Consider the following 21,357-nt stretch of genomic DNA (forward strand, 5'->3'; position numbering starts at 1 on the left):
ATGGCCGGGGCAACAGGAATCGAAGCAACCGTTCGTTTCGATTCGCGCAATTCCACCCCAAAAAGCCACTCAACGAACTCACGTAACTCTAAAAAATGTCTGATTACATAAAATTACAATAAAACCGGAGGGCATTGAGTGGCAAGTGGGTAAGCCAGCAGGAATCGAAATGGCCGGGCACAACAAAAAAAGGCCTCCTTTCGGGAGACCTTCTTATGAGCCGATGGAGGGATTCGAACCCACGACCTGCTGATTACAAATCAGCTGCTCTGACCAACTGAGCTACATCGGCTTTACAGGGCGACAAAAATAATCGCCCTTTTCAATTCCACCAAACTTTTTTGTGAAAAAATTTCACAAAATCCCCATCACGCCTGAGTTTCAGACACTTTAATGGTCGCAGCGATTATCTCCGCCCGTAAGTTTTCCGGTGACATATTGATGTGCAAGTTCTTCCACATCAAGAGCCGGAGCTCCGGTTACAACATCAATATTGTTTTGACGAAACAACTCAATGGCCTTATTGCCCATACCACCGGCTATTACGGTATTACCTCCTTGTTCTGCCACCCAGCGGGGCAATAAACCGGGCTGATGAGGTGGCGCCGATTTCATACTCACTGTTTTTACTTCTTCTCCATAGCATTTGATAAATGCAAACTCTGCTGCATGTCCAAAATGCGTTGATAACGTTCCGTTTTCGCACGGAATAGCAATTACTTTTTCCATATTATTCGTTTTATTATTATTCATTTGACCATTTGTCAATTTTCTGTTGCTGTTACAAGTAAAATAAGCACACCCTGCTTCAAATTTTATGGGCCGCGACTCCACAAATGCTTTGGCAATTTTTTTCCTGACATTTTCATATATGCGTGCAAATGTAGGCCGGGAAACTTTCATTTGTTCTGCCGCCTCATCATGCTTCAGTGCATCATAGTCTGCCAGGCGCAGGGCCTCATACTCCTCATAAAGCAGAACCACAGGTTCCACTGAACCAATAGCTTCCTGCGCCATATACCCCGAGAAACCAGGCGGCTCATTGATGTGCCTGCATCGTTTTTTGCGTGGTGCCATGATGCAAAGTTAATGAGAATATTCTCATTATCACGAGAAATATTTAGAATTTTTTAAGGTTCAGATTCCCATAAATTGTATACCCAAACCACAAATCAGGATGGTAAAGCCAGCTATAACATGGACATAACGCTCCATGTTGATTTTGGGCAGAACACGAATACCATAATAGGAGAGTATTACAATGGTGAGCATTGTACCAACCGTAACAATAGCAAAAGTAAGTGTGACCATCGTCAGTGCTAAAACACTATTATTAGCGGCCGGAAACATAAGTATTGGGATAAGTGGTTCGCAAGGCCCCAGCAGGAAGATAATCATGAGTATCCACGGGGTTAATTTTTTCACGGGGTTGGCTTCGGGATGTTGATGTTGCTTAAAATATTTAGATCGGTAGATACCCCAAAGCATGTATACAGCTCCGAATATTATCAGTATCCAGGCCGCTATGTTGCCCCGGTAAGCTTCCACAAACTCAAGTTTATTGAGCGCTATGCCGACACCAATACCGATGAGTCCCAGAAAAACCGAGCTCAGCACATGCAATATGCCGCATAACGCCGTAAAAGATATGGTACGGCGAATGCTCCATGAACGGGCTTTAGAGATGGCTATGAAAGGTAAATAATGATCTGGCCCCATCAAAGTATGAAAAAAGCCGATAGAGGCAGCAGTTAGCAACAATAAACCGGTTTGATATTCCATAATTGATTCATGCTTTGTTAAATTCGGACATCAAAGCAAGATGGGGGAAGTTATCCCCACACCTTTAGATTTAAAAATGGCTCAATGGTCTACAAATACTGCTTGTACTTATCATCAAGTTCAAAATATTTCTCATACCTGGCTTTGTTGATTCCAGCAATCAGGGCATTTTTATCACGCCTATCCACTTTATACGTGGCTTTTTCACCCGCCAGGTTCGAAAAATACACTTCATATTCTTTGTCATTTTCTGTCATATAAACTTTTACCAGGTCTTCTTTTTCTTTGTCATTCAGTTCAACATGACATGCAGGACAATAGAACTGATACTTTTTTCCTTCTTCGACTTCAAACTCCGGATTAGTTGAAATGTTATAATTCCCAACTTCAGGATTCAGGAAAATAATACCCTTTTCGTTTCTTTCACTTTTGACTGCCAACACAAGGTTGTTGTCTACAACCAGTTTGGCCTTACATACCGGACAATAATAGCTACTCATAAAAACCTCCTATTTTAATTATTTTTTTTCTGTTGTTGTTGATTAATGATATTTAGTATTTCATTTGCCGTTGCCTCTACATTTTCTGTTAATCCTTCCCCAAAACTGACATCTCCCGGCTGAATTCCCAGCACTTTTATATCTTCAGCAGCAAACAAATCCTTCAATCTCCCGAGTGAAATATTATGTGTATTTGTGGTAAAATCTCTTATTGCCTCAACTGTTGTAAGCTCATAAAAACCAGCAGTTTTTCCAAAATCCAAACAATCAATTAAAATCAGTTTAGCAGGGTCTAAATCATTAATTTTTCCGATATAATTTTCAATACTAACCTCTACAGTCAGAGCCTTGACAAATATTCCAGCCTTTATCCTTTCGCTGATATAAACACCCACCCCATCGTCTCTTTTAAGCACATTTCCGATGCCCACAAATAGCATCTTGCTTCTATTATTCAATAATTCAGTTAACTTCAATATTCCTAAAAGTTTTTCATTTGAGCCTCATGCAAACAATTTGGGCAGAGCACATTGAACATATCCTTACGCTTCAGGTCATCCTGTATATCAACCTCGGCATTTTCTTTTGATGATAATTTAAGTTTATCATTCAACACGTTCAGGTTCATAATGGAGGAATAAGCCTTTGGTCCCAATTTTTTGTGCATAAATATGTAGTGCTCCTTTGTGGTTATAATTGCACCACAATTCTTACACAACAACAACTCTTTTTCCTGATATTCCACGTTATCATCTCTATCAAAGGAGGCTATATCATAAATCTCATCAGAGAGCACTACCCCTTTACCGGTAATACAATGTTCCTGACACTGTCCGCAAAAAATGCATTTTCCATAATCGCGCCGAATGGTGCGCATACCTCTATCTTTATGATCCTCGAATGTAATAGCCAGCGGCGGACAAACATTGGTACATGTTTCGCATCCCACACAATTGTCGTTATCCACGACTGGTTTACCACGATAGCCCCTGAAAGGCTGATGCGGCTTTTTAGGAAAACTTGTGGTATAAGCCGGACTAAAAAGCGAAACAACGGCCTCTTTTATTTCACGTATTTTGGGATATTTCATTGTACCTCCTCCTTATAGTCATCTTTTACACTTTTTTCGCCAAGCGGCACGCCAAATTTATAGGCTCCCTTAGCCAGCGCATGAGCTGCAACAGTAGCGGCAAAAAACAATATAGGAATGGCAATCAGTGCTTTTACGCCAATATCAATGAATCCAAAATAAAACAGCACACCCAGCAAAATACTGCAAGTGCCGAGGGTTACACATTTAGTGGCAGATTGCAAACGGTTATAAACATCGGGTAGGCGCACCAGGCCAATACATCCAAACAAATTGAATAAAATACCAATGATGATAAATATGACACTTATAATTTCCATAATCTATTCGTTTAAACGACTTCCACCCAAATATTTAGCAAGAGTCAACGTACCTATAAAACTCAGAATGATCCATGCAATGCCAATATCGATAAGGAATGTTTTGCCGGTGATAATGCTCAAAATAGCACAAATACCCACCACCAAAATTCCGAAAATATCGATTCCCACCATCCTGTCGGCAATGGAAGGTCCTCTGATGATGCGATATAGACAAAATACGCATAATCCAATCTGGATGTAAAGCAGTATGTGCAACAAATCATTCATTCGAATATCTTTTTAATATATTTTTCAAAACGTCCGGCGACTATGCGGCTATATTCTTCAGGATCTTCAGAGCTGACATAAATCCAGTGGACATACAGATAATCCCCTACAATGTCAACGGATATGGTTCCGGGTGTCATGGTAATAGAATTGGCCAGGATGGCTCTTGCAATGCCGGACTGCACATCGAGTTTCACCTTCACAATACCCGGCTTAATGGGCATTTTGGGATGAAGCACGCGATAGGCAACGTCAAAATTGGCTTTAATACACTCCCAGATAAATACAAAAAGGTACACCACAAGGTGAAAGTAGCGATGAGGCTGCACAAATTTTTTGATATTTCGAACATAAAACCGCCCGAAAAACAGCACGGTGAGTAAAGCAGCTACAGCACCCACAATAATATTGTAAACATCCAGGCTAAAGGTAACCAGCAGCCAAAATAACAATGCCAATATAAACATAACTACATAACGCATATCACACTCCGATTACAGTTTTTGAATAATTCGCGGCATCAATTAGCACATCCACAGCCGGCGTAAGAAATATTTCTCTCACACCGGGGAAAATCATCAAACTCATGACCAGACACAATACAGCCATTACCACCATAGAAAATGACATGGTAAAAGGAACCTTCTGAACTAATAAGCGTCCGTCAAATTGTTGTTTATTGAAAAAGGCATAGCGCTGAAACTTCAGGAATGAGCCCAGCGTAATAATACTGACAAAAACAGCCAAAAAGGCCAATAGATAAAAATGTCCTTTTACTGCGGCTATGATGATTAGCAACTTGCTAAAAAAGCCATTGAATGGTGGTATACCTGAGATGGCCATGGAAGCGCTCAGCGATGTTGATGATGTCACAGGTGTTACTTTTCCGAGGCCCCCCATTTTTTTAAGGTTTCGTGTTCCAAGCAAAAATTCTATGGCCCCTGCATTGAGGAATAGCAAACCTTTAAATACGGCATGATTCATCAGATGAAACAATCCACCGCCAATAGCTAGCGCAGCCACACCTTTTTCGCCGCCTTTGGTCAATATCATCATACCCATTCCCACACCAATTACCACATAGCCCATCTGGCTAATGCTGTGATAGGCCAATAGGCGCTTCAAATCCCACTGACCAATGGCCAGCAGTACGCCAATCACCATAGAAAGTGTTCCAATAACAGTGATAATGAGTGCCAGCTCATAGCTGATGGTGAACATATTGAAGAAGAGCCTGAGAATGGCGTAAATACCAATAGCTTTTATAAGTACACCCGAAAGCATTGCAGAGATGGGAGAAGGTGCCGATGAGTGTGCATCGGGCAACCAGGCATGAAACGGGATCATGGCGCCCTTGAGACCAAAACCTGCAATAAGTATAATTTGGGTAAACTGGACGGCAGAAGAATTAGAACTTTCTTGTATGACTTGTGCCACATCGGCAATGTTCAATGTCTTAGTCAGCCAGTATATCATGCCAATACCAAAAAGAATCAATAAAGAAGCCATACCGCCCAAAACCTGGTATTTGAATGAAGCCTCGAGTTCATTTTTCTCGATTCCGAACGCTACCAGCGCGTAGGAAGCAATCACGGCAATTTCAAGAAAAACATAAAGATTGAAGAGGTCGCCGGTTAGTACCACCCCATTCATACCGGCTATCATTAAACAGAGTAAAGCGTAAAAGTTATTTTCTGCTGTGTATCTCCGCATGTAACCTACGGCATAGAAAGCGGCTAAAAACCCGATGAAATTAATCACCAGTAATAGCACGGCACTCAAACCATCGAGCACAAGGTAAATTCCAATCGGGATATTATCGACAGCTTCCCATCCGGCCATTTTATACGTGAGTGTAGCTCCTGCATTGGAGAATAGGTAACTAAAAATTAAAACGGTAAGCGAGAGTAAAACCAAAGAAGTTAATACTTTTTGGAAATACGGAATCAGTTTTCCGATAATGGGTATCAGAAAAGCACTTGCCAGTGGAATTATGACGAACAAAACAATGAGCTGTTCCATAGTCTATCCTCTTAGGTTTTTAATTTCCCGTATATCCCATGTACCATATTTTTTATAGATCCTGATGGCAATGGACAAAAGCATGGCTGTGGTTGCCAACCCAATTACAATGGCAGTAAGCACCATAGCCTGTGGCAATGGATCTACAAAAACGGGCTCTTCCATTCCCGGCACCACAATGGGTGCTTGTCCATCAGCTATGTAGCCAATCAACACCAGGAAAAGGAATACACTGAACTCCATCACTGAAAGTCCGATCACAATCTTAATCAGGTTTCTTCTGGTGAGTACACCATAAAGACCAACTAAAAACAATATGAAACACATGATAAATACCATCATTTCAACACCTCTTCTTTATAAATTACAAATGCCAGGAATATAGTGAGCAGGGCTGCTGCCACCTCCATACCAATAAAAACATTGTACAACGGGATCACGCCTGCGCTGATAAGCTCTCCTACCTGACCCAACGGCAAATAATTATTAAAGAAAACAGCGCCTCCAGCTGCTATGCCAATAGCGGCAAGCACAAGTATGATTAATACAGCACCACTTTCTGTAATAGATGTGGCATTTTCTTCCTTTTTAAGGCTTAAAGCCTTACTACCAAAAGCCAGAATAAGTATGATGAATGCCCCTGCCACAATAGCTCCGCCGGCAAAACCACCTCCCGGAGTTAAATGCCCGTGGGTGATAATGTATAAGCCGTACATAAATATGAGGCCCGACATCAGTTGGGTAACTTTTTTTACAATATTTGACATTCCTTCCATATTTCAGGCTTTTTCTTTTCGTCCTTTAATGCGTAAAATGGTCAGCACACCAATGGCGGCTGTAAACAAAATAGTTGCTTCTCCCAGGGTATCGTATCCACGAAAATCAAACAATACACCGGTAACCAGGTTGGCACTTCCCGTTTTTTGAGCTGCACCTTCCATATAAGCCTGTGCCATTCGGGGCGTATGTTCACCCAGCATATCGAGTGGTCCAATAGCCATTTGAAAATAATAGACAAGCGCAATAGCCACCAAAGCTGCGATGGAAATATTCAGAAAAGTGTTCCGCCGTTGGCCCTTATCCAGCTCCTTTCGGGAACTATTCAACACAATGGCCACCATATAAATCAATGTAATGGTCTCTACCACAATTTGTACTATGGCCAAATCCGGCGCTTTGAGCAACAAAAAACAAATGACCAAACTATATCCCACAATGCCGGCTGCCATCAAAGCAGACAACAGGTCGTTGGCATGGAGTGCGTAAATGGCACCTATGATCATAAAACCAATTATTATGGAAAGCAACAATTCCATATTTATCTATCTAATTCGTTTACAATAAAATAATCAACATTACCACTAGGCCGACAATAAACCATGTGGCATAGTGTGACAAAATGCCAGTATGTGCTTTACTTAATAATTTATTGAAAAGTAAGACAACACCAGCTGTTAAATCATATAAATCAAAATGCCGCTTTTCAGCATGTTTAAACATAAATTTCAAACCTGCAGCGTTACGGATAGTATCATAAAATCCGGTTACTTTAAAATCAGCCTTATCGCCCCATTTCTCCCCTCCAACATAGCTTTCGGCTGTTCTGAAATTTCCAATTTTTCCAATCCAGTAAATAATCAATCCCAACACAATGGATAAAACCACAAGCAGTGAAATAAAGGAGGATTGCCAAACGCCAACCATTTCAAAATTTTCAACGATCGGATTAAATAGCTGTGGCACCACATAATTGGTTGCAAAAACACCAAAAGCTATGCATATCAGGGCCAACAAAACCTTCGGCAGCCACATAAGCACATTAACTTCTCTTATTTTACTCAATTCTGCACGTTGCGGTCCCAGGAATATACCGCTGAGAAACTTCACAAAACTCGCCAGTGTAAGCGCCGATCCAAAAACGGCCAGCGCAAGCCATACAATCCAAAGTTGACTGGCAAGACCATTGCCCGTTGAGCCAAAATCAATAATTCCCTGGTAAATCATCCATTTGGAAGCAAACCCATTGAGCGGCGGAATACCGGAAATGGACAGGGCAAATACCAAAGCGGTAATGAATGTCAGTGGCATGGCACGGGACAGTCCGCCAAGGTTGGAAATATCATCCTGTCCGGTTTGCTTATAAACACTGCCTGCCGTAAGGAATAAACCACTTTTATATAAAGCATGGTTCAACATGTGAAATAGACCGGCTGCAATACCCAGTGGCGTACCCAGCCCAAATCCCACGACCATGTAGCCCACCTGGGAAACCGCATGGAATCCAAGTAATCGTTTATAATTATGCTGTATCAAAGCCATCAGTACTGCTATAATGATGGTGAGAACGCCTAAAACAAGTAAAACAAACTGCAACCATTCATTGAGTATGAACATGTCGCTACAGATACGGGCTAGAAAATAAATACCCAGCAATTTATCTAATGATGCCGGTAAATAGGCTGAAGATGCTGCCGGAGCTTTTTTGGTATAATCGGGTATCCAGGTATGGAAAGGGAATGCCCCGGCCTTGGTAAAGCTACCAATGAGCATAGCTACAAAAGCAACAATAGCGGCAGCAGATGTGGTATTAATGCTAACCTCCGACATATTCAGATTACCCGTAATATTCCAAATCAGGGCAATACCTATTATCATAATTCCATCAGAAGTACCGATCAGAATCAGTGTTTTCTTGGCTGCGGCTGAACTTTCCTCATCATAAGCCCTGATCAGTTTATAAAGCGTCAACCCAAGAATACCCCAGAAAAACAGGAAAAGCAATAAGTTATCAGCCAAAACAGCCCCATTGGCGCATCCCAGCGTAATCAGAAAGTATGTATAGAAGGAACCGGGTTGGTTTTGGCTGGTGATACTTTTTAATGTGTAGATCAGAATCACTATGGCGAAAAAGTTCACGCCGACCAAGATCAATTGGCTAAGTCCGTCAATATTGACATAAAAATACTTACTGGCTCCGTTTAAAACCTCATACACCCAGGAACCCTCAGCGCATAAACCGGCAAAACAATCAAACTGGAGGGTTTGCGAATCGAGGCCATAAAGCTGAAGACTGAGAATCCCCGTTACAATAGCAATGACCAATGCCACAAGACTACTCAGCAGATTCAACCTTTTCGGAACAGCAAACAAGACTAGTCCGGTAAGGATGGGTAAAAATATGATGTAACCTAATTCAGTCATAGCTTTGCAGCTTAAATATTGCGTTTTATATATTCAGTTCTTCTTTTTGATTGTTGAATCAATTCATTTGCAGATAAAATCCTTTTACCTGTACCGTAATCGTAAGCCACAGCCATGCGTTCAGTGCAGCAGTAGCACGGGTCAACCGCAGCCAATGAGATGGTTGCATCTGAGATGGTCTGCCCCACGCACGCTTTCTTGAATGTGGCGATATTCACATAACTCGGAGCCCTTATCTTGTGTCTTGCAGGAGAATTAGTTCCTATGGTTTTCACAAAATGGAATACTTCGCCCCGCGGAGCTTCGTAACGCCCGGTTCCCATTCCGGCAGGCACATTTTTCACTACGGTTTCTATGTCGCCCTCTTTCAATTTCTCAAGACCATCGCAGCATTGCTCAATAATTTTTATGGATTCAAACATTTCGAGCAAGCGAACCTTAGCCTTGGCAAACACGTCACCCTCAGGCGAAGTTATCACCTTCCAGTCAACCATGCCGTAGGCTGCATGCGGGTCATCTCTGCGCACATCAATATCAACACCTGAAGCACGGGCCGTTGGTCCAACTGCAGCATATTCCAGAATATCTTCACGGGTGAGTATGCCCACTCCTTTTGTACGTGCATGTATCACGGGGTCGTCCATCACTGCTCCGGTAAGCAAATCTGTTTTCTTTTTCAGAAACCGCATGGTTTCCCTGATCTTAGGGAGCTTGTCATTTTCTATATCTCTACGCACACCGCCAATTTTAAACATGGCATAACTGTTCCGATTGCCTGAAATCATCTCGAAAAGATCAAGTACAGGCTCACGATATTTCCAGGCCCACATAAACACGGTATCATACCCCAGAAAATGGCCAGCCAAACCCACCCATAGTAAATGACTATGAATTCGCTCCAACTCACCCACTATGCTGCGGATGTATTTGGCCCGGTCAGGAATATCAACCTCAGCAATTTCCTCTATGGCATTGGCAAATGCAAAAGGGTGCGATGTAGAACAAATACCGCAAATGCGTTCAACCAGGAAAAACGATTGATCGAAAGACTTGCTCTCACTCAGCTTTTCAATACCCCGGTGATTATAACCCGTTTCCCATTTAATATCTTTTACGATTTCGCCCTCACAATAAAGCTTAAACAGCTCAGGCTCCTCCTGCAGCGGGTGATATGGACCAATTGGTATGATTTTTTGTTCGCTCATGTCTTGTACATGATTAATTAAAATCTTTTCGATACGGATATACACCCTCAGCCCAATTTCCTTCAGATATCAGTTTCTCAGGATTTGGGTGATTCAGGAATACAATACCGAACAGCTCGTGCATTTCGCGCTCGATCCAGTCAGCGGCTACTAAAAACTGAGCCAGTGACTGTATTTCAGGTTTTTCTTGTGGCAAAACCACATGTATGTTGTAAATATTTCCATTCGAATCGTCGCTAAAGTGGTACAATATTTCAAAACCAGCTTTGGTATGGTAGGCCGAGGCAATAACAAAACGAAACCTCATCTTTTGATGCAGATATTTGGCAATTTGCAATATGAAATCCGGATTTACATCTACGATCACCCTGTTGGCTCTGAGGTATTCTGAACCCAGGATATTTTCGGCAAATTCCGATTTAATACTTTCTATGAACTCGTCTCTAATCATATCGTTACATCGTTTCAATTAATTTCACAATTCCAGCTATTATGGCCTCTGGCTTTGGCGGGCATCCGGGGATGTAGGCATCAACCGGTATTATTTTGTCAACCGGACCGGCAAACGGAATTCCCTCGGCAAATATTCCACCTGTACAGCCGCAGGCCCCTAAAGCCACAACTTTAACCGGTTTTGCCATCTGGTCATAAACTTCAAGCAACCTGTCCTTATCCCGCCGGTTGATGGAACCATTGACCAACAGCACATCGGCATGCCGCGGACTGCCCACGAGTTTCATCCCAAACCGTTCCACATCATACCGTGGGGTAAGACAATCAATTATTTCAATATCGCAGTTGTTGCATGAAGCACCGCCATAATGAAACAGCCACAATGATTTTTTAAAGCAATAATCTTTAAATCCCACGGTTACTAATTTTAATATCCATAATAGCCCAATACAATAGCAATAATTACCAATGCATTCATCCAAATGAAGAAAAAGCGCATAGCCTGATTAATCTTCAATCTGGGGTTTGTATTTCGAATAAGGGTGATCAACAGCACAACTGCAATTAACTTCAATATGGCCCATAAAATATGCAGTCCACTCAACTGAATACCGCCCATGAATAACAAAATGATAAAAGCAGGCAGTGCAAAAAACAGCATATATTTACTCAGCTTAATCATGGCAAAAGCGGTTCCTGAGTATTCGATGAAAGCCCCTTCGGCTATCTCAGTTTCGGCTTCGCCCATATCAAAGGGAACCAGTCCCAATTTAGCCTGGATGCAAAACATACCTGCAATAAAAAGTAAAACACCCGAAATGCTACCTATATGAGCAGAAGCGACATGCTGCGCTTGCAATATCTCGTAAAGACTTGTCTCATTGCCTGATTTATAAATAATAGCAGCAATGACAAGCAAAAATGTCAATTCATAACCTATAATCAACTTCATTTCCCGGGATGCCCCAACTGATGCGAGGGGATTTCCTGATGCCATGGCGCCAATGATATAAGTCAGTGAAGGAATAGTGAGCAAATAAAATATAACAATAACATCTCCTTCAAAACCGGTATTGATTCCCAGCAGTGGCATCAATACCAGCACTGCGGCTATACTTACCCCGAACAATGCAAAAACAGGGGCAAGTAAAAATGTAACTTTCGATCCATTGGCCGGCAAAATGGTTTCTTTGACCAACAGTAGCTTAAAAAAATCATAAAAAGGTTGCAAAATAGGTGGCCCTTTGCGGAATTGCACGGCAGCAGTCAACTTCCTGTCCAATCCAGCAATTAAACCACCAACTATTGCGGTGAATAAAAATCCGGGATAAATAAAAAAGTATAAAATATGTTCTCCCATTTCGGTCTATTATGATTTCACATTCTGTTCTGGTTCTTTAAGTTGGTCCCAGGTATTTTCCCGTATAAAAATGTTTTGTTTCAATTCAAAGACATCCTGCGCTTTTGTAAGATCCTCATCAGTGATCTGCACAGCACCCTCAGGTGTTTTTTCAATGAATTTTTTCAAGTCCTTTTGATCCTCCAGGTTTAAATATTGGTCACAATGCAACTTAAACTGAAAAAAATCTGTCATCATCGTTCCAAAAGGACAAATGGTCACACATGATTTGCAGGCAATGCAAAGATTTAGCGCCCGGTTAATCATCCCGTTATCGTCCTTTTCCAGCGCTTCACACGGACAAACCTCTACACAAGGGGCATCTTCACACCTACGACACGTGTATTGAAATACAGCGATCTCCCTTACGGTTTTTAAACCTTCCATACCCTGAAAATCAAATATAACACCGGCAGGCTGGGCTTCATCGCATTGATGCTCCATACCACAATCTCTAAACCTGGACAAATCGATGACAATCTTCTTATTCATGCAATTCAGTTTTATTTCCAAATATCAGGTTCGTTTTTTATTTCCTCATATGTAAAAACAGGACCATCTTTACACACAAAGTATTTTCCCATCATGCAGTGTCCGCATTTTCCAAAGCCACACGACATGTTTTTCTCCATTGATAAATAAATTTTATCATCGGGATATCCCATATCCAGCAGTTTGGAAGTACCGAACTTCATCATTACAGGTGGACCACAAACCACAGCAATGGAGTTTTTAATGTCCACGTCGATTTTGTCAAGTAATTTGGTTACTACACCCACTTCTTCTGACCAGGTATCATCCGGTTCATCCACACTGCGCATTACTTCAAATTTCTTTACAGCCCGCAGTTCATCAATGTAAGGCTTGTAAATACAATCCTGAGGGGTTTTCGATCCGTAGCAGAATGTGAGCTTCCGTATTTTATTTTCTTCTGCTTTTAGGTTGTAAAGGAGCGACCGCAATGGTGCAAAACCGCACCCCCCACCCAATATGACAATCTCCTTATCGTAAAACTCCTCCACAGGATAACCGCGGCCATATGGCCCACGAATACCCATAGTCACGCCGGGCTTCAGTTTATGAATCTTTTCTGTTACATAACCGGCTTTCATAATGGTGATTTGCATTTCATCAGCGATTAGTGGAGATGATGACGGGGTGAACGGGGCTTCGCCAAATCCGTCGAGTGTAAGCTCAACAAACTGCCCGGTTTTAAAAGGAAAGGCACGTTCTGGCCTTAGCACAAATGATTTAATGGTTGGTGATTCCTCTATCACTTCTGTCAATTTAGCCCTTACCGGCTTATATATGTTTTTATTCTTATACACTTAAAACCGTTGAATTAAGTTCTTCAAACATTTCATTTTTATTAATTTTACCAATACAGGCTTCAATACAGCGGCCACAGCCTGTACAGGCAATAGCGTTAAACTTTTGAGGTTTCCATACATACTTACAGAAATAACGGTTCCTAAACCTTTTAGTAAGCGAATGAAGTGGGTCCTCACCCGCAGCAACGCGCTCAAAACCGGGATACTGACATGCGTCTAACTGCCTGACTTTTTCAAAGTCGGGTTTATCAATCAGTAAAAAACAGGTACATGTTGGACAAATGGTAGTACAAGCTCCACATGAAACGCACTTTTGGGAATACCTGCGCCACACCTCCTCATCAGCCTGCACCATTAGTTGACCGGTCGTTTGATAGTCAGGAAGGTTTATGTTTCGGTGGTTCAAATCACTGACAACCTCAGTTTGTTTTGCTTTCAGTTCGTTTAACTCCTCACCGCTGGCAGGAACAAGGTCAATAAATGAGTGAATTTCGGTCATTATACGATCGCCCTTTTCGGTTATTGGAGTCAGCAAAACGGCATTATCCAATGTTGCCAATGATAAGTCAGCATTTTCAGAAGGAATTGGCTGAATACCATATGATGTACAATGACAGTGCTCCTGGGAAGAAAAACAATCAGTACCTATTAAAACACAATTATCTAATCTTTTCTTAAAAACCGGGTCAGTGAATTGGCTATCTAAATAAATCTCTTTAAGAATGCTTAATCCTGCCAGATCACATGAAGGAATACCCATAACCATCAAAGGCTTTTCGATTTCTATCTCATCGGTTAAGTTCTCTTTTACCGGCAGAAAAAAAGTTTTCAGCGGAGTGGTGGGTTTGGGCTTATTATAAACAATGGCACCCATATTTTCTTGATCTATGGGTTCATAATCCATGTAGATATCATAATCAAGCGGGGCAAAAATACGATAATCGGTAATGAATTTTTTCATTACCCTGCTCCAATCGTCCCAGTTAATTTTTTGTGCGTTTGCCATTGATTATGGGATAAATTTCACATAACTAATCTACTAAAAAAAATATCCCATGTCAACTTTTTTATTATTTTAATAACTATTTTAATTAGGATTAAATTAAAATAGAAGGTATTACAAATCAAGAAATTACTAATAACACATGCAATCTGACAAATTCTTCATATATTTACGATACGTTTTCATATGAAATTCTTCACAATATGGTATCGCGTCACATATCAAAAAGATTACTCAATTATCGATCTGCACTGGTTCAGTTAAAAAAAATGGGATTTGATTATGTCTTTTCCAAAACCATTGGCGAAGAAACAGGGGTAAGTTCCGATGTTGTGCGCAAAGATTTCTCAAATATGGAAATCAGGGGTAAACGCAAAGTTGGATATAAAGTAGATGACCTGATTACAAAATTAGATGAGATGTTTGGGAAAACCTGTTGCTTCGAAATAATAGTTGTTGGTATTGGGAATATTGGTAAAGCTTTAACAAAATATGAAAATTACCTAAGTGATCGGATTAAAATAAAAGCCGGGTTCGACATTAACCCATCACGAATAAATGTGGACAATAAAATACCCATCTTGCACTTTGATGAAGTTGAGACTTTTGTAAAAGAAAACGATATCAAAGTGGCAGTGGTAACTGTTCCGGAAATTTCTGCTCAATTAGTTTGTAATAAATTGGTTGAATGCGGTATAAAAGGCATCTTAAACTTTGCGCCCGTTATGCTGAAAGTTCCCGATGATGTTTTTGTAAAAAACATCAGCTTTGCAGATGAAATAACCCGTGTATTTTACCATGCAAAAGTAAATTAACCGGAGGCTAAGCTTGAACAAAACAAGCCCAACATATCGCATCATCATTAAAGGGCTGGTACAGGGAGTTGGTTTCAGACCCTTTATTTATCGCATTGCACAACAACATCATATTTATGGCTGGGTAAGAAACTCCAATCAGGGAGTTGAAATTGAGATGCAGGGAGCTGAGTTTTCGATTAAATCATTCCTGAAAGCTATACATCAAGAGGCTCCTCCTGCCGCAGAAATCATTAGCTCAGAGATTGAAAACCCATCGCACAAAAGATCATACAGTTCATTTAAAATCGCACAAAGCCAGGATAAGTCGAACGAAATTACCGAAATAAGTCCGGATATTGCTGTTTGCCATGATTGTTTGGAGGATATGAAATCACAAGCGCATCGCAACAATTATCCTTTTACCAACTGCACCAATTGTGGGCCACGTTTTTCAATTATCAAAAGCATACCTTACGACCGGCCCCACACAACAATGGCTTCCTTTACCATGTGCCCTCAATGCAATAGTGAATACACAGACATCAGTAACCGAAGATTCCATGCACAACCTATAGCATGCAACCAATGTGGGCCTCAATACACATTGCATCAAAAAGCTGCTCAAACTAATGTTATTGAGTCAATCATAAAACAAACTGCCCGCATTATTGATGACGGTGGAGTAATAGTTGCAAAAGGAACTGGCGGATTCTTTATTTGCGGAGATGCTCGCAAAGAAACCGTAGTAAAAAAAATAAGAACTTTAAAAAAACGCGACCAGAAACCTTTTGCCGTAATGTTTTCAGGAATCAAAGCATTAAAAAAACATATTCAACTAAACAAACAGGAACTTGAGTGCATACAAGCATGGCAACGTCCGGTAGTTTTACTTAAACAAAAATCCAACTCATTAGCGCACAACATTAATGAAGGATTAAAGACACTTGGCTGTATCTTACCCTACATGCCACTCCATTATCAAATTTTTGAAGAATTGAACACTGATGCAATTATTTACACCAGTGCCAATTTCTCCAACAATCCCATCATTAAAGACAACCAACATGCGCTCACATATTTTGGCGAGAAGGTCAGCGGCATTTTAAGCTATAACAGGAATATAGAGAACCGGATTGATGATTCGGTAGTACAAATCACTCAAAATAAAATACAACTTTTAAGAAGAGCCCGGGGATTTGCGCCTCGATCTATTCAGCTGCCCAATTCTGAACACAAGATACTGGCCATGGGTGCCGATCAAAAAAGTTGCTTTGCCATCGGAACGCCAGGCAAGGCTGTTTTAAGTCAACATATGGGGGAATTGAGCAATGCAGAAACCTATAGCTTTTACCAAAACGCTATTGAGCAATTCATGAAACTTTTTCATCTCAAATCCCCAAAGGCAATTGCAATTGATGCCCACCCGGATTACGTGAGCAGTAACCACGGTCAAAAAATCTCAAGGTATTTCAACATTCCGCTAATTCGAACATTTCACCATCACGCGCACATAGCTTCTGTAATGGCTGAACACCAAATTACAGAAAAAGTAATCGGTATCAGCATGGATGGCACTGGCTACGGCCGCGATGGACACATTTGGGGAAGCGAATTTATGACATGCGACCTCCGGGAATTTACAAGGGCGTACCACTTTGAGTACATGCCAATGCCGGGCGGTGAAACTGCCATTAAATCTCCATGGAAAATGGCCATTTCCTTCATCCTGCAATCATTCAAAAATGGAGAAACCCTGGCGCTTCAGCTTTTTGGCAAACAAGTCGGTGAAAATCAGGTGAAGCTGGTGATTGAGAGTGTTAAAAAGGACATCAACTGCCCACTTACTTGCGGAGCAGGACGCTTATTCGATGCTGTTGCAGCAATACTGGGCGTTTGTCTTAACTCATCCTACGAGGCTGAAGCCCCCATGAAGCTCGAATCTCTTGTAAAAAATACCCAGATTGACTCTTATGCTTTCAGAATTAAAAAAAATCACGTATCTTTTAATGAGATGTTTCATCAAATCATTTCTGATATGAAAAACAACGAAACACAATCAGTAATTGCGACCAGGTTCCATCAAACCATGATTGAAGTTATTGTTGAAATTGCTCAAGCTTTACGAAAGCAATATGATATCAACACCGTGGCGCTCTCGGGTGGTTTATTTCAGAACATGACCATCGTCCAAAATACAGTACAGCAGTTGGAAGCAAAACAGTTCAGATGTTTGATCAACGAAAAAGTACCGCCCAATGACGGCGGTATAGCATTGGGACAATTGGCCATAGCCAATGCACAGATGAGTAGTACCTGAAAATATCTGACGGAAAACATTTTAAGAACTTAAAAACCCAAACCTATGTGTTTAAGCATCCCGGCCAAAATAGAAGGCATCGAAGGCGACGAAGCCATTGTTTCTATCAATGGCGCGGCCTACAAAGCCGGCATTCATCTCATTGATAATCCAAAAATTGGTGAGTATGTGCTTTTACATGCTGGATTTGCCATACAAAAAATCAATGACAAAGAAGCTAAAGAGACCCTGGAGCTTATAAAGCAGATGAATAATATTAGTTCCGAGACATGAAATATGTACATGAATTCAGAAATAAAGAGCTCTCAAAAAAGCTCATAGAAGCCATTCACCACTCAACCACCGGGCAATACACTTTCATGGAAGTTTGTGGTGGACATACCATGGCCATACAAAAATTTGGAATTCCATCACTGCTTCCAGCAGGAATAAAATTACTTTCAGGCCCGGGTTGCCCGGTTTGTGTAACAGAAAAATCCTACATCGATACTGCCATTGCATATGCAAGAATTAAAAACATCATCATAGCCACTTTTGGCGATTTAATACGCGTCCCGGGTTCCAGAAGCTCACTTGAAGAGGAAAAAGCCCAGGGAAACGATATCAGAATAGTATTCTCAGCCTTAGACGCGCTTACAATAGCAAAAGAAAACAGGAACAAACAGGTTATTTTTCTGGCCATTGGATTTGAAACTACCGCTCCGGGCACTGCAGTAGCGGTAGAAGAAGCTAATAGAACCGGGCTAAAAAACTTTTTCATTCTAAGTGCCCATAAATTAATGCCACCTGCAATGAAAGCCATTGTAGACGAAGGAATTAAAATTGATGGTTACATTTGCCCGGGACATGTTAGCACCATCACCGGATCAGCAATCTATGATGAAATTGCCAAAAAATACGGGATACCCTGCGTTATATCGGGTTTTGAACCGCTGGACCTGTTGCAAACCATTTTAACCCTGATAAAAAAAGTAAATAAAAACGAACCAACCGTAGAAATTCAATATAAACGGGCCGTGCATCCAAGTGGCAATCTAAAGGCACAGGAAATAATGAAAAAAATATTTACTGCAACCGATAGCGAATGGCGAGGATTAGGCAATATTGCCAAAAGCAAACTTACACTCAATAAAGCCTATGAACATTTCGATGCAGAAAAAAACATCCCTGTTGAAGTGGAAGAAACCATTGATGACAAAGGCTGTATTTGCGGAGAAATATTAAAAGGATTACAATCGCCACCGGAGTGCGCACTTTTCGACAAAAGTTGCACACCCGATAACCCGGTGGGGGCTTGCATGGTGTCAAGTGAAGGGGCTTGCCAGGCCTATTACCGCTATCAAACAAAAAAAGAAACATCATGAACAACCAAATAAGACTCGGTCACGGCAGCGGAGGTAAATTAATGCATGATCTGATTCATGATATGTTTTTTAAGCACTTTAGTAATACAATGCTCACTAAAGAGGCCGATTCAGCTATACTAAAAACTACCGGCAAAAGCATGGCCTTTACAACCGACTCATTTGTAGTACATCCGCTATTTTTCCCAGGAGGTGATATTGGTAAACTTTCGATTTGTGGCACCTTAAATGACCTTGCAGTTTGCGGCGCCATACCGCAATACATCAGTGTGGGGTTTATACTTGAAGAAGGTTTTTCATTAAAAGAACTGGAGAAAATTGTAATTTCTATGGCCCGGGAAGCTCAAAAAGCAGGAGCCAATATTGTAACCGGTGACACTAAAGTTGTACGAAAAGGACAAGCTGACAAGCTCTTTATCAACACCAGTGGCATAGGAACCATTCCGGATTATGCCGAACATTTTTCAGCCGGCAAAAATATTCAACAAGGCGATGTGGTAATCATTAACGGATCATTAGGCGATCATGCCATTGCAGTGCTTTCTGCACGGGAAGATTTGTCGTTTCAAAGCACCCTTAAATCAGATTGTGCATCACTCACTCACATGATCCATCAACTCCTGAAAAGTGATTTTGATATCAAATTTATACGTGACCTCACACGCGGAGGACTTGCCACATGCCTGAATGAAATTGCACAAACACAAGCCATCGACATTGAAATTCAGGAAGAACACATACCGGTAAAAGAACCGGTAGAAGGCATATGCGAAACACTTGGATTTGATCCTTTATACCTGGCCAATGAGGGAAAAATAGCCATCATTGTGTCGGCAAAAGATGCAGATAAAGTGATCGAGTCCCTCAGAAAAGACACATTGGGCAGAGAAAGCGCTATTATCGGACAAGTAAAAAAAGGAAATCACGGAATAGTGACAGCAGAAAGCGTTATCGGAGGAAAACGTATGTTACAAATGCGGTCCGGGGAACAATTACCAAGAATTTGTTAACCATTGCTAACTACAGATAGAACCATGCATGAAATAGCCATAGTCGAAAACACCTTTAGAATAATATTGGAAGTGGCCCGGCAGCAAGAAATTTCAAAAATTAACAGGGTAAACTTCCTGATAGGAGAAATGCACGGCATTGTTCCCGGCATTTTTCATCATGCATTTGAGAGTGCTGCTGCAGAGACCATTGCTGAAGAAGCAGACCTGAATTTAGAAATTGTACCCATTAAAATGAAATGCAACCACTGCGGACATACGTTTTTCATACAAAATAGCGAGTATCAATGCCATCAATGTAAAAGCATTGACCTCGAGCTTATAGGCGGCAAAGAACTAACCATCAAAAGCATAGAAGGAGAGTAATTATGGAAATAAAAATTATGCGCAACGTTCTGGATAAAAACCAGAACAAAGCAAACGAAATCAGAAAATTGCTTAAAGAGAAGCAAATTAAAATGTTCAACTTCATCAGTTCCCCGGGATCAGGCAAAACTACCATACTTGAGCTTATTTGTAAGGAATTTGCCCACATTAAGCGACTTGGGTTAATAGAAGGTGATGCCTACACAGACCGCGACGCCCAGCGACTAACAGTATTCAATGTGCCTGTAATACAAATCAATACAGAAGGTGCGTGTCATCTTGATTCTCACAGCATAAGCAAAGCGCTTGAAAATCTCAATCTGGACGAACTCGACATTATAATAGTCGAAAACGTGGGTAATTTGATTTGTCCAACTGCCTTTGATCTTGGAGAGCATTACCGTATTGCTGTAGTTAGCACAACAGAAGGCGACGACAAGCCAATCAAATACCCCATGCTATTCAGAGAAGCACAGGCTGTAATTTTAAATAAGACTGATCTCATTCCATATACCAATTTTTCACTGGAACACTTTAACGAAGATCTGCAAAAGCTTAATGGTAAAATTCCTTTGTTCCGGATATCGAGTACGAAAAAAGATGGCATTACACCCATGATGAACTGGTTCAAAGAGCAATTTAGTTAAACATATGTATCTTGACCAGAATGAGATATTTGAAAGCCTTACATTTCAACATAAAATGTTTGTTCAATCAAGCCAAAGCATGGAACCTGCCCGTAATAGATAACGGTAAATATCTGGTTATGGTTTCCAGGTCGAAGCTATTCAGTGTATACAGGGAAGTATTAGTAAGAATTACCGATGATTAATCCGGCCAATTCAAACAATTCACTATCCTTTAACACTTCATATTTTAAAATAACACAATAAATTGTAACTTTACCGTTTTAATAACGTCGTATTG

At 40.9% G+C, this 21,357-nt stretch carries 28 protein-coding genes and 1 tRNA gene; 8 read left to right on the plus strand and 21 right to left on the minus strand.

The features are described from left to right. Positions 1 to 218: 218 nt before the first annotated feature. From ACTB0Y_RS10640 to ACTB0Y_RS10740, 21 genes are all read right to left on the minus strand, one after another. A tRNA-Thr gene (locus ACTB0Y_RS10640) sits at positions 219 to 292 on the minus strand. Between the two features lie 98 nt (positions 293 to 390). Beyond that, a complete protein-coding gene (locus ACTB0Y_RS10645) occupies positions 391 to 1,077 on the minus strand; it encodes a DUF134 domain-containing protein (RefSeq protein WP_463206801.1) in 687 nt (228 codons plus the stop codon). A 60-nt stretch (positions 1,078 to 1,137) separates the two neighbouring features. Then, a complete protein-coding gene (locus ACTB0Y_RS10650) occupies positions 1,138 to 1,782 on the minus strand; it encodes a hypothetical protein (RefSeq protein WP_463206802.1) in 645 nt (214 codons plus the stop codon). Positions 1,783 to 1,871: 89 nt separating this feature from the next. Then, positions 1,872 to 2,282 carry a hypothetical protein gene (locus ACTB0Y_RS10655; protein WP_463206803.1) on the minus strand — a complete coding sequence of 137 codons (411 nt, stop codon included), beginning with the start codon at positions 2,280 to 2,282 and terminating at the stop codon, positions 1,872 to 1,874. Between the two features lie 14 nt (positions 2,283 to 2,296). After that, a complete protein-coding gene (locus ACTB0Y_RS10660) occupies positions 2,297 to 2,758 on the minus strand; it encodes a hydrogenase maturation protease (RefSeq protein ID WP_463206804.1) in 462 nt (153 codons plus the stop codon). Between the two features lie 5 nt (positions 2,759 to 2,763). Next, complete coding sequence (locus ACTB0Y_RS10665) at positions 2,764 to 3,372, minus strand: 4Fe-4S dicluster domain-containing protein (RefSeq protein ID WP_463206805.1); 609 nt, start codon at positions 3,370 to 3,372, stop codon at positions 2,764 to 2,766. Then, complete coding sequence (gene mnhG, locus ACTB0Y_RS10670; protein ID WP_463206806.1) at positions 3,369 to 3,692, minus strand: monovalent cation/H(+) antiporter subunit G; 324 nt, start codon at positions 3,690 to 3,692, stop codon at positions 3,369 to 3,371. The genes ACTB0Y_RS10665 and mnhG overlap by 4 nt, the downstream gene beginning before the upstream one ends. 3 nt (positions 3,693 to 3,695) lie before the next feature. Continuing rightward, positions 3,696 to 3,962, minus strand: coding sequence for a monovalent cation/H+ antiporter complex subunit F (locus ACTB0Y_RS10675; RefSeq protein WP_463206807.1), 267 nt, complete (start codon positions 3,960 to 3,962; stop codon positions 3,696 to 3,698). Further along, entirely contained in the window at positions 3,959 to 4,444 is a 486-nt protein-coding gene (locus ACTB0Y_RS10680) for a Na+/H+ antiporter subunit E (RefSeq protein WP_463206808.1), read from the minus strand. The genes ACTB0Y_RS10675 and ACTB0Y_RS10680 overlap by 4 nt, the downstream gene beginning before the upstream one ends. 1 nt (position 4,445) lies before the next feature. Next, a complete protein-coding gene (locus ACTB0Y_RS10685) occupies positions 4,446 to 5,984 on the minus strand; it encodes a complex I subunit 5 family protein (protein ID WP_463206809.1) in 1,539 nt (512 codons plus the stop codon). Positions 5,985 to 5,987: 3 nt separating this feature from the next. Next, positions 5,988 to 6,326: a sodium:proton antiporter gene (locus ACTB0Y_RS10690; RefSeq protein ID WP_463206810.1), complete on the minus strand. Its 339-nt coding sequence runs from the start codon at positions 6,324 to 6,326 to the stop codon at positions 5,988 to 5,990. After that, positions 6,323 to 6,760: an MnhB domain-containing protein gene (locus ACTB0Y_RS10695; protein ID WP_463206811.1), complete on the minus strand. Its 438-nt coding sequence runs from the start codon at positions 6,758 to 6,760 to the stop codon at positions 6,323 to 6,325. The genes ACTB0Y_RS10690 and ACTB0Y_RS10695 overlap by 4 nt, the downstream gene beginning before the upstream one ends. Before the next feature lie 3 nt (positions 6,761 to 6,763). Further along, positions 6,764 to 7,300 (minus strand): hydrogen gas-evolving membrane-bound hydrogenase subunit E, encoded by a 537-nt coding sequence (mbhE, locus tag ACTB0Y_RS10700; protein ID WP_463206812.1) that lies wholly within the window; start codon positions 7,298 to 7,300, stop codon positions 6,764 to 6,766. Between the two features lie 19 nt (positions 7,301 to 7,319). Further along, entirely contained in the window at positions 7,320 to 9,185 is a 1,866-nt protein-coding gene (locus ACTB0Y_RS10705; protein WP_463206813.1) for an NADH-quinone oxidoreductase subunit 5 family protein, read from the minus strand. Positions 9,186 to 9,196: 11 nt separating this feature from the next. Beyond that, the gene (locus tag ACTB0Y_RS10710; RefSeq protein ID WP_463206814.1) at positions 9,197 to 10,390 is read right to left on the minus strand and encodes a hydrogenase large subunit; all 1,194 of its coding nucleotides are present in this window, start codon (positions 10,388 to 10,390) and stop codon (positions 9,197 to 9,199) included. A gap of 13 nt (positions 10,391 to 10,403) precedes the next feature. Next, complete coding sequence (locus ACTB0Y_RS10715) at positions 10,404 to 10,841, minus strand: NADH-quinone oxidoreductase subunit C (protein WP_463206815.1); 438 nt, start codon at positions 10,839 to 10,841, stop codon at positions 10,404 to 10,406. Positions 10,842 to 10,845: 4 nt separating this feature from the next. Continuing rightward, complete coding sequence (locus ACTB0Y_RS10720) at positions 10,846 to 11,259, minus strand: NADH-quinone oxidoreductase subunit B family protein (protein WP_463206816.1); 414 nt, start codon at positions 11,257 to 11,259, stop codon at positions 10,846 to 10,848. Between the two features lie 11 nt (positions 11,260 to 11,270). Next, entirely contained in the window at positions 11,271 to 12,203 is a 933-nt protein-coding gene (locus ACTB0Y_RS10725; protein ID WP_463206817.1) for a respiratory chain complex I subunit 1 family protein, read from the minus strand. A gap of 9 nt (positions 12,204 to 12,212) precedes the next feature. Beyond that, positions 12,213 to 12,734 (minus strand): 4Fe-4S dicluster domain-containing protein, encoded by a 522-nt coding sequence (locus tag ACTB0Y_RS10730; protein ID WP_463206818.1) that lies wholly within the window; start codon positions 12,732 to 12,734, stop codon positions 12,213 to 12,215. Positions 12,735 to 12,745: 11 nt separating this feature from the next. Further along, positions 12,746 to 13,570 carry an FAD/NAD(P)-binding protein gene (locus ACTB0Y_RS10735; RefSeq protein WP_463206819.1) on the minus strand — a complete coding sequence of 275 codons (825 nt, stop codon included), beginning with the start codon at positions 13,568 to 13,570 and terminating at the stop codon, positions 12,746 to 12,748. Continuing rightward, positions 13,563 to 14,579, minus strand: coding sequence for a 4Fe-4S dicluster domain-containing protein (locus tag ACTB0Y_RS10740; protein ID WP_463206820.1), 1,017 nt, complete (start codon positions 14,577 to 14,579; stop codon positions 13,563 to 13,565). Before ACTB0Y_RS10740 ends, ACTB0Y_RS10735 begins: the two co-directional genes overlap by 8 nt. 200 nt (positions 14,580 to 14,779) lie before the next feature. Here ACTB0Y_RS10740 and ACTB0Y_RS10745 point away from each other — a divergent pair, with 200 nt between their 5' ends. Genes ACTB0Y_RS10745 through ACTB0Y_RS10780 form a run of 8 tightly spaced genes read left to right on the plus strand, consistent with a single transcriptional unit; the run spans position 14,780 to position 21,262 of the window. After that, on the plus strand, positions 14,780 to 15,391 hold the full coding sequence (locus ACTB0Y_RS10745) for a redox-sensing transcriptional repressor Rex (RefSeq protein WP_463206821.1): 612 nt from the start codon (positions 14,780 to 14,782) through the stop codon (positions 15,389 to 15,391). Positions 15,392 to 15,404: 13 nt separating this feature from the next. Beyond that, positions 15,405 to 17,690, plus strand: coding sequence for a carbamoyltransferase HypF (gene hypF, locus ACTB0Y_RS10750; protein ID WP_463206822.1), 2,286 nt, complete (start codon positions 15,405 to 15,407; stop codon positions 17,688 to 17,690). A gap of 45 nt (positions 17,691 to 17,735) precedes the next feature. Beyond that, a complete protein-coding gene (locus ACTB0Y_RS10755; RefSeq protein ID WP_463206823.1) occupies positions 17,736 to 17,963 on the plus strand; it encodes a HypC/HybG/HupF family hydrogenase formation chaperone in 228 nt (75 codons plus the stop codon). Continuing rightward, positions 17,960 to 19,054, plus strand: a complete 1,095-nt coding sequence (gene hypD / locus ACTB0Y_RS10760) for a hydrogenase formation protein HypD (RefSeq protein ID WP_463206824.1) — start codon at positions 17,960 to 17,962, stop codon at positions 19,052 to 19,054. Before ACTB0Y_RS10755 ends, hypD begins: the two co-directional genes overlap by 4 nt. Further along, positions 19,051 to 20,064 (plus strand): hydrogenase expression/formation protein HypE, encoded by a 1,014-nt coding sequence (gene hypE / locus ACTB0Y_RS10765; protein ID WP_463206825.1) that lies wholly within the window; start codon positions 19,051 to 19,053, stop codon positions 20,062 to 20,064. Before hypD ends, hypE begins: the two co-directional genes overlap by 4 nt. A gap of 3 nt (positions 20,065 to 20,067) precedes the next feature. Further along, positions 20,068 to 20,430 (plus strand): hydrogenase maturation nickel metallochaperone HypA, encoded by a 363-nt coding sequence (gene hypA / locus ACTB0Y_RS10770; RefSeq protein WP_463206826.1) that lies wholly within the window; start codon positions 20,068 to 20,070, stop codon positions 20,428 to 20,430. 2 nt (positions 20,431 to 20,432) lie between these two features. Then, complete coding sequence (gene hypB, locus ACTB0Y_RS10775) at positions 20,433 to 21,077, plus strand: hydrogenase nickel incorporation protein HypB (protein ID WP_463206827.1); 645 nt, start codon at positions 20,433 to 20,435, stop codon at positions 21,075 to 21,077. Between the two features lie 20 nt (positions 21,078 to 21,097). Further along, positions 21,098 to 21,262, plus strand: a complete 165-nt coding sequence (locus ACTB0Y_RS10780) for a hypothetical protein (protein ID WP_463206828.1) — start codon at positions 21,098 to 21,100, stop codon at positions 21,260 to 21,262. Positions 21,263 to 21,357: the final 95 nt, after the last annotated feature.

The organism is Salinivirga sp. (assembly GCF_055145285.1).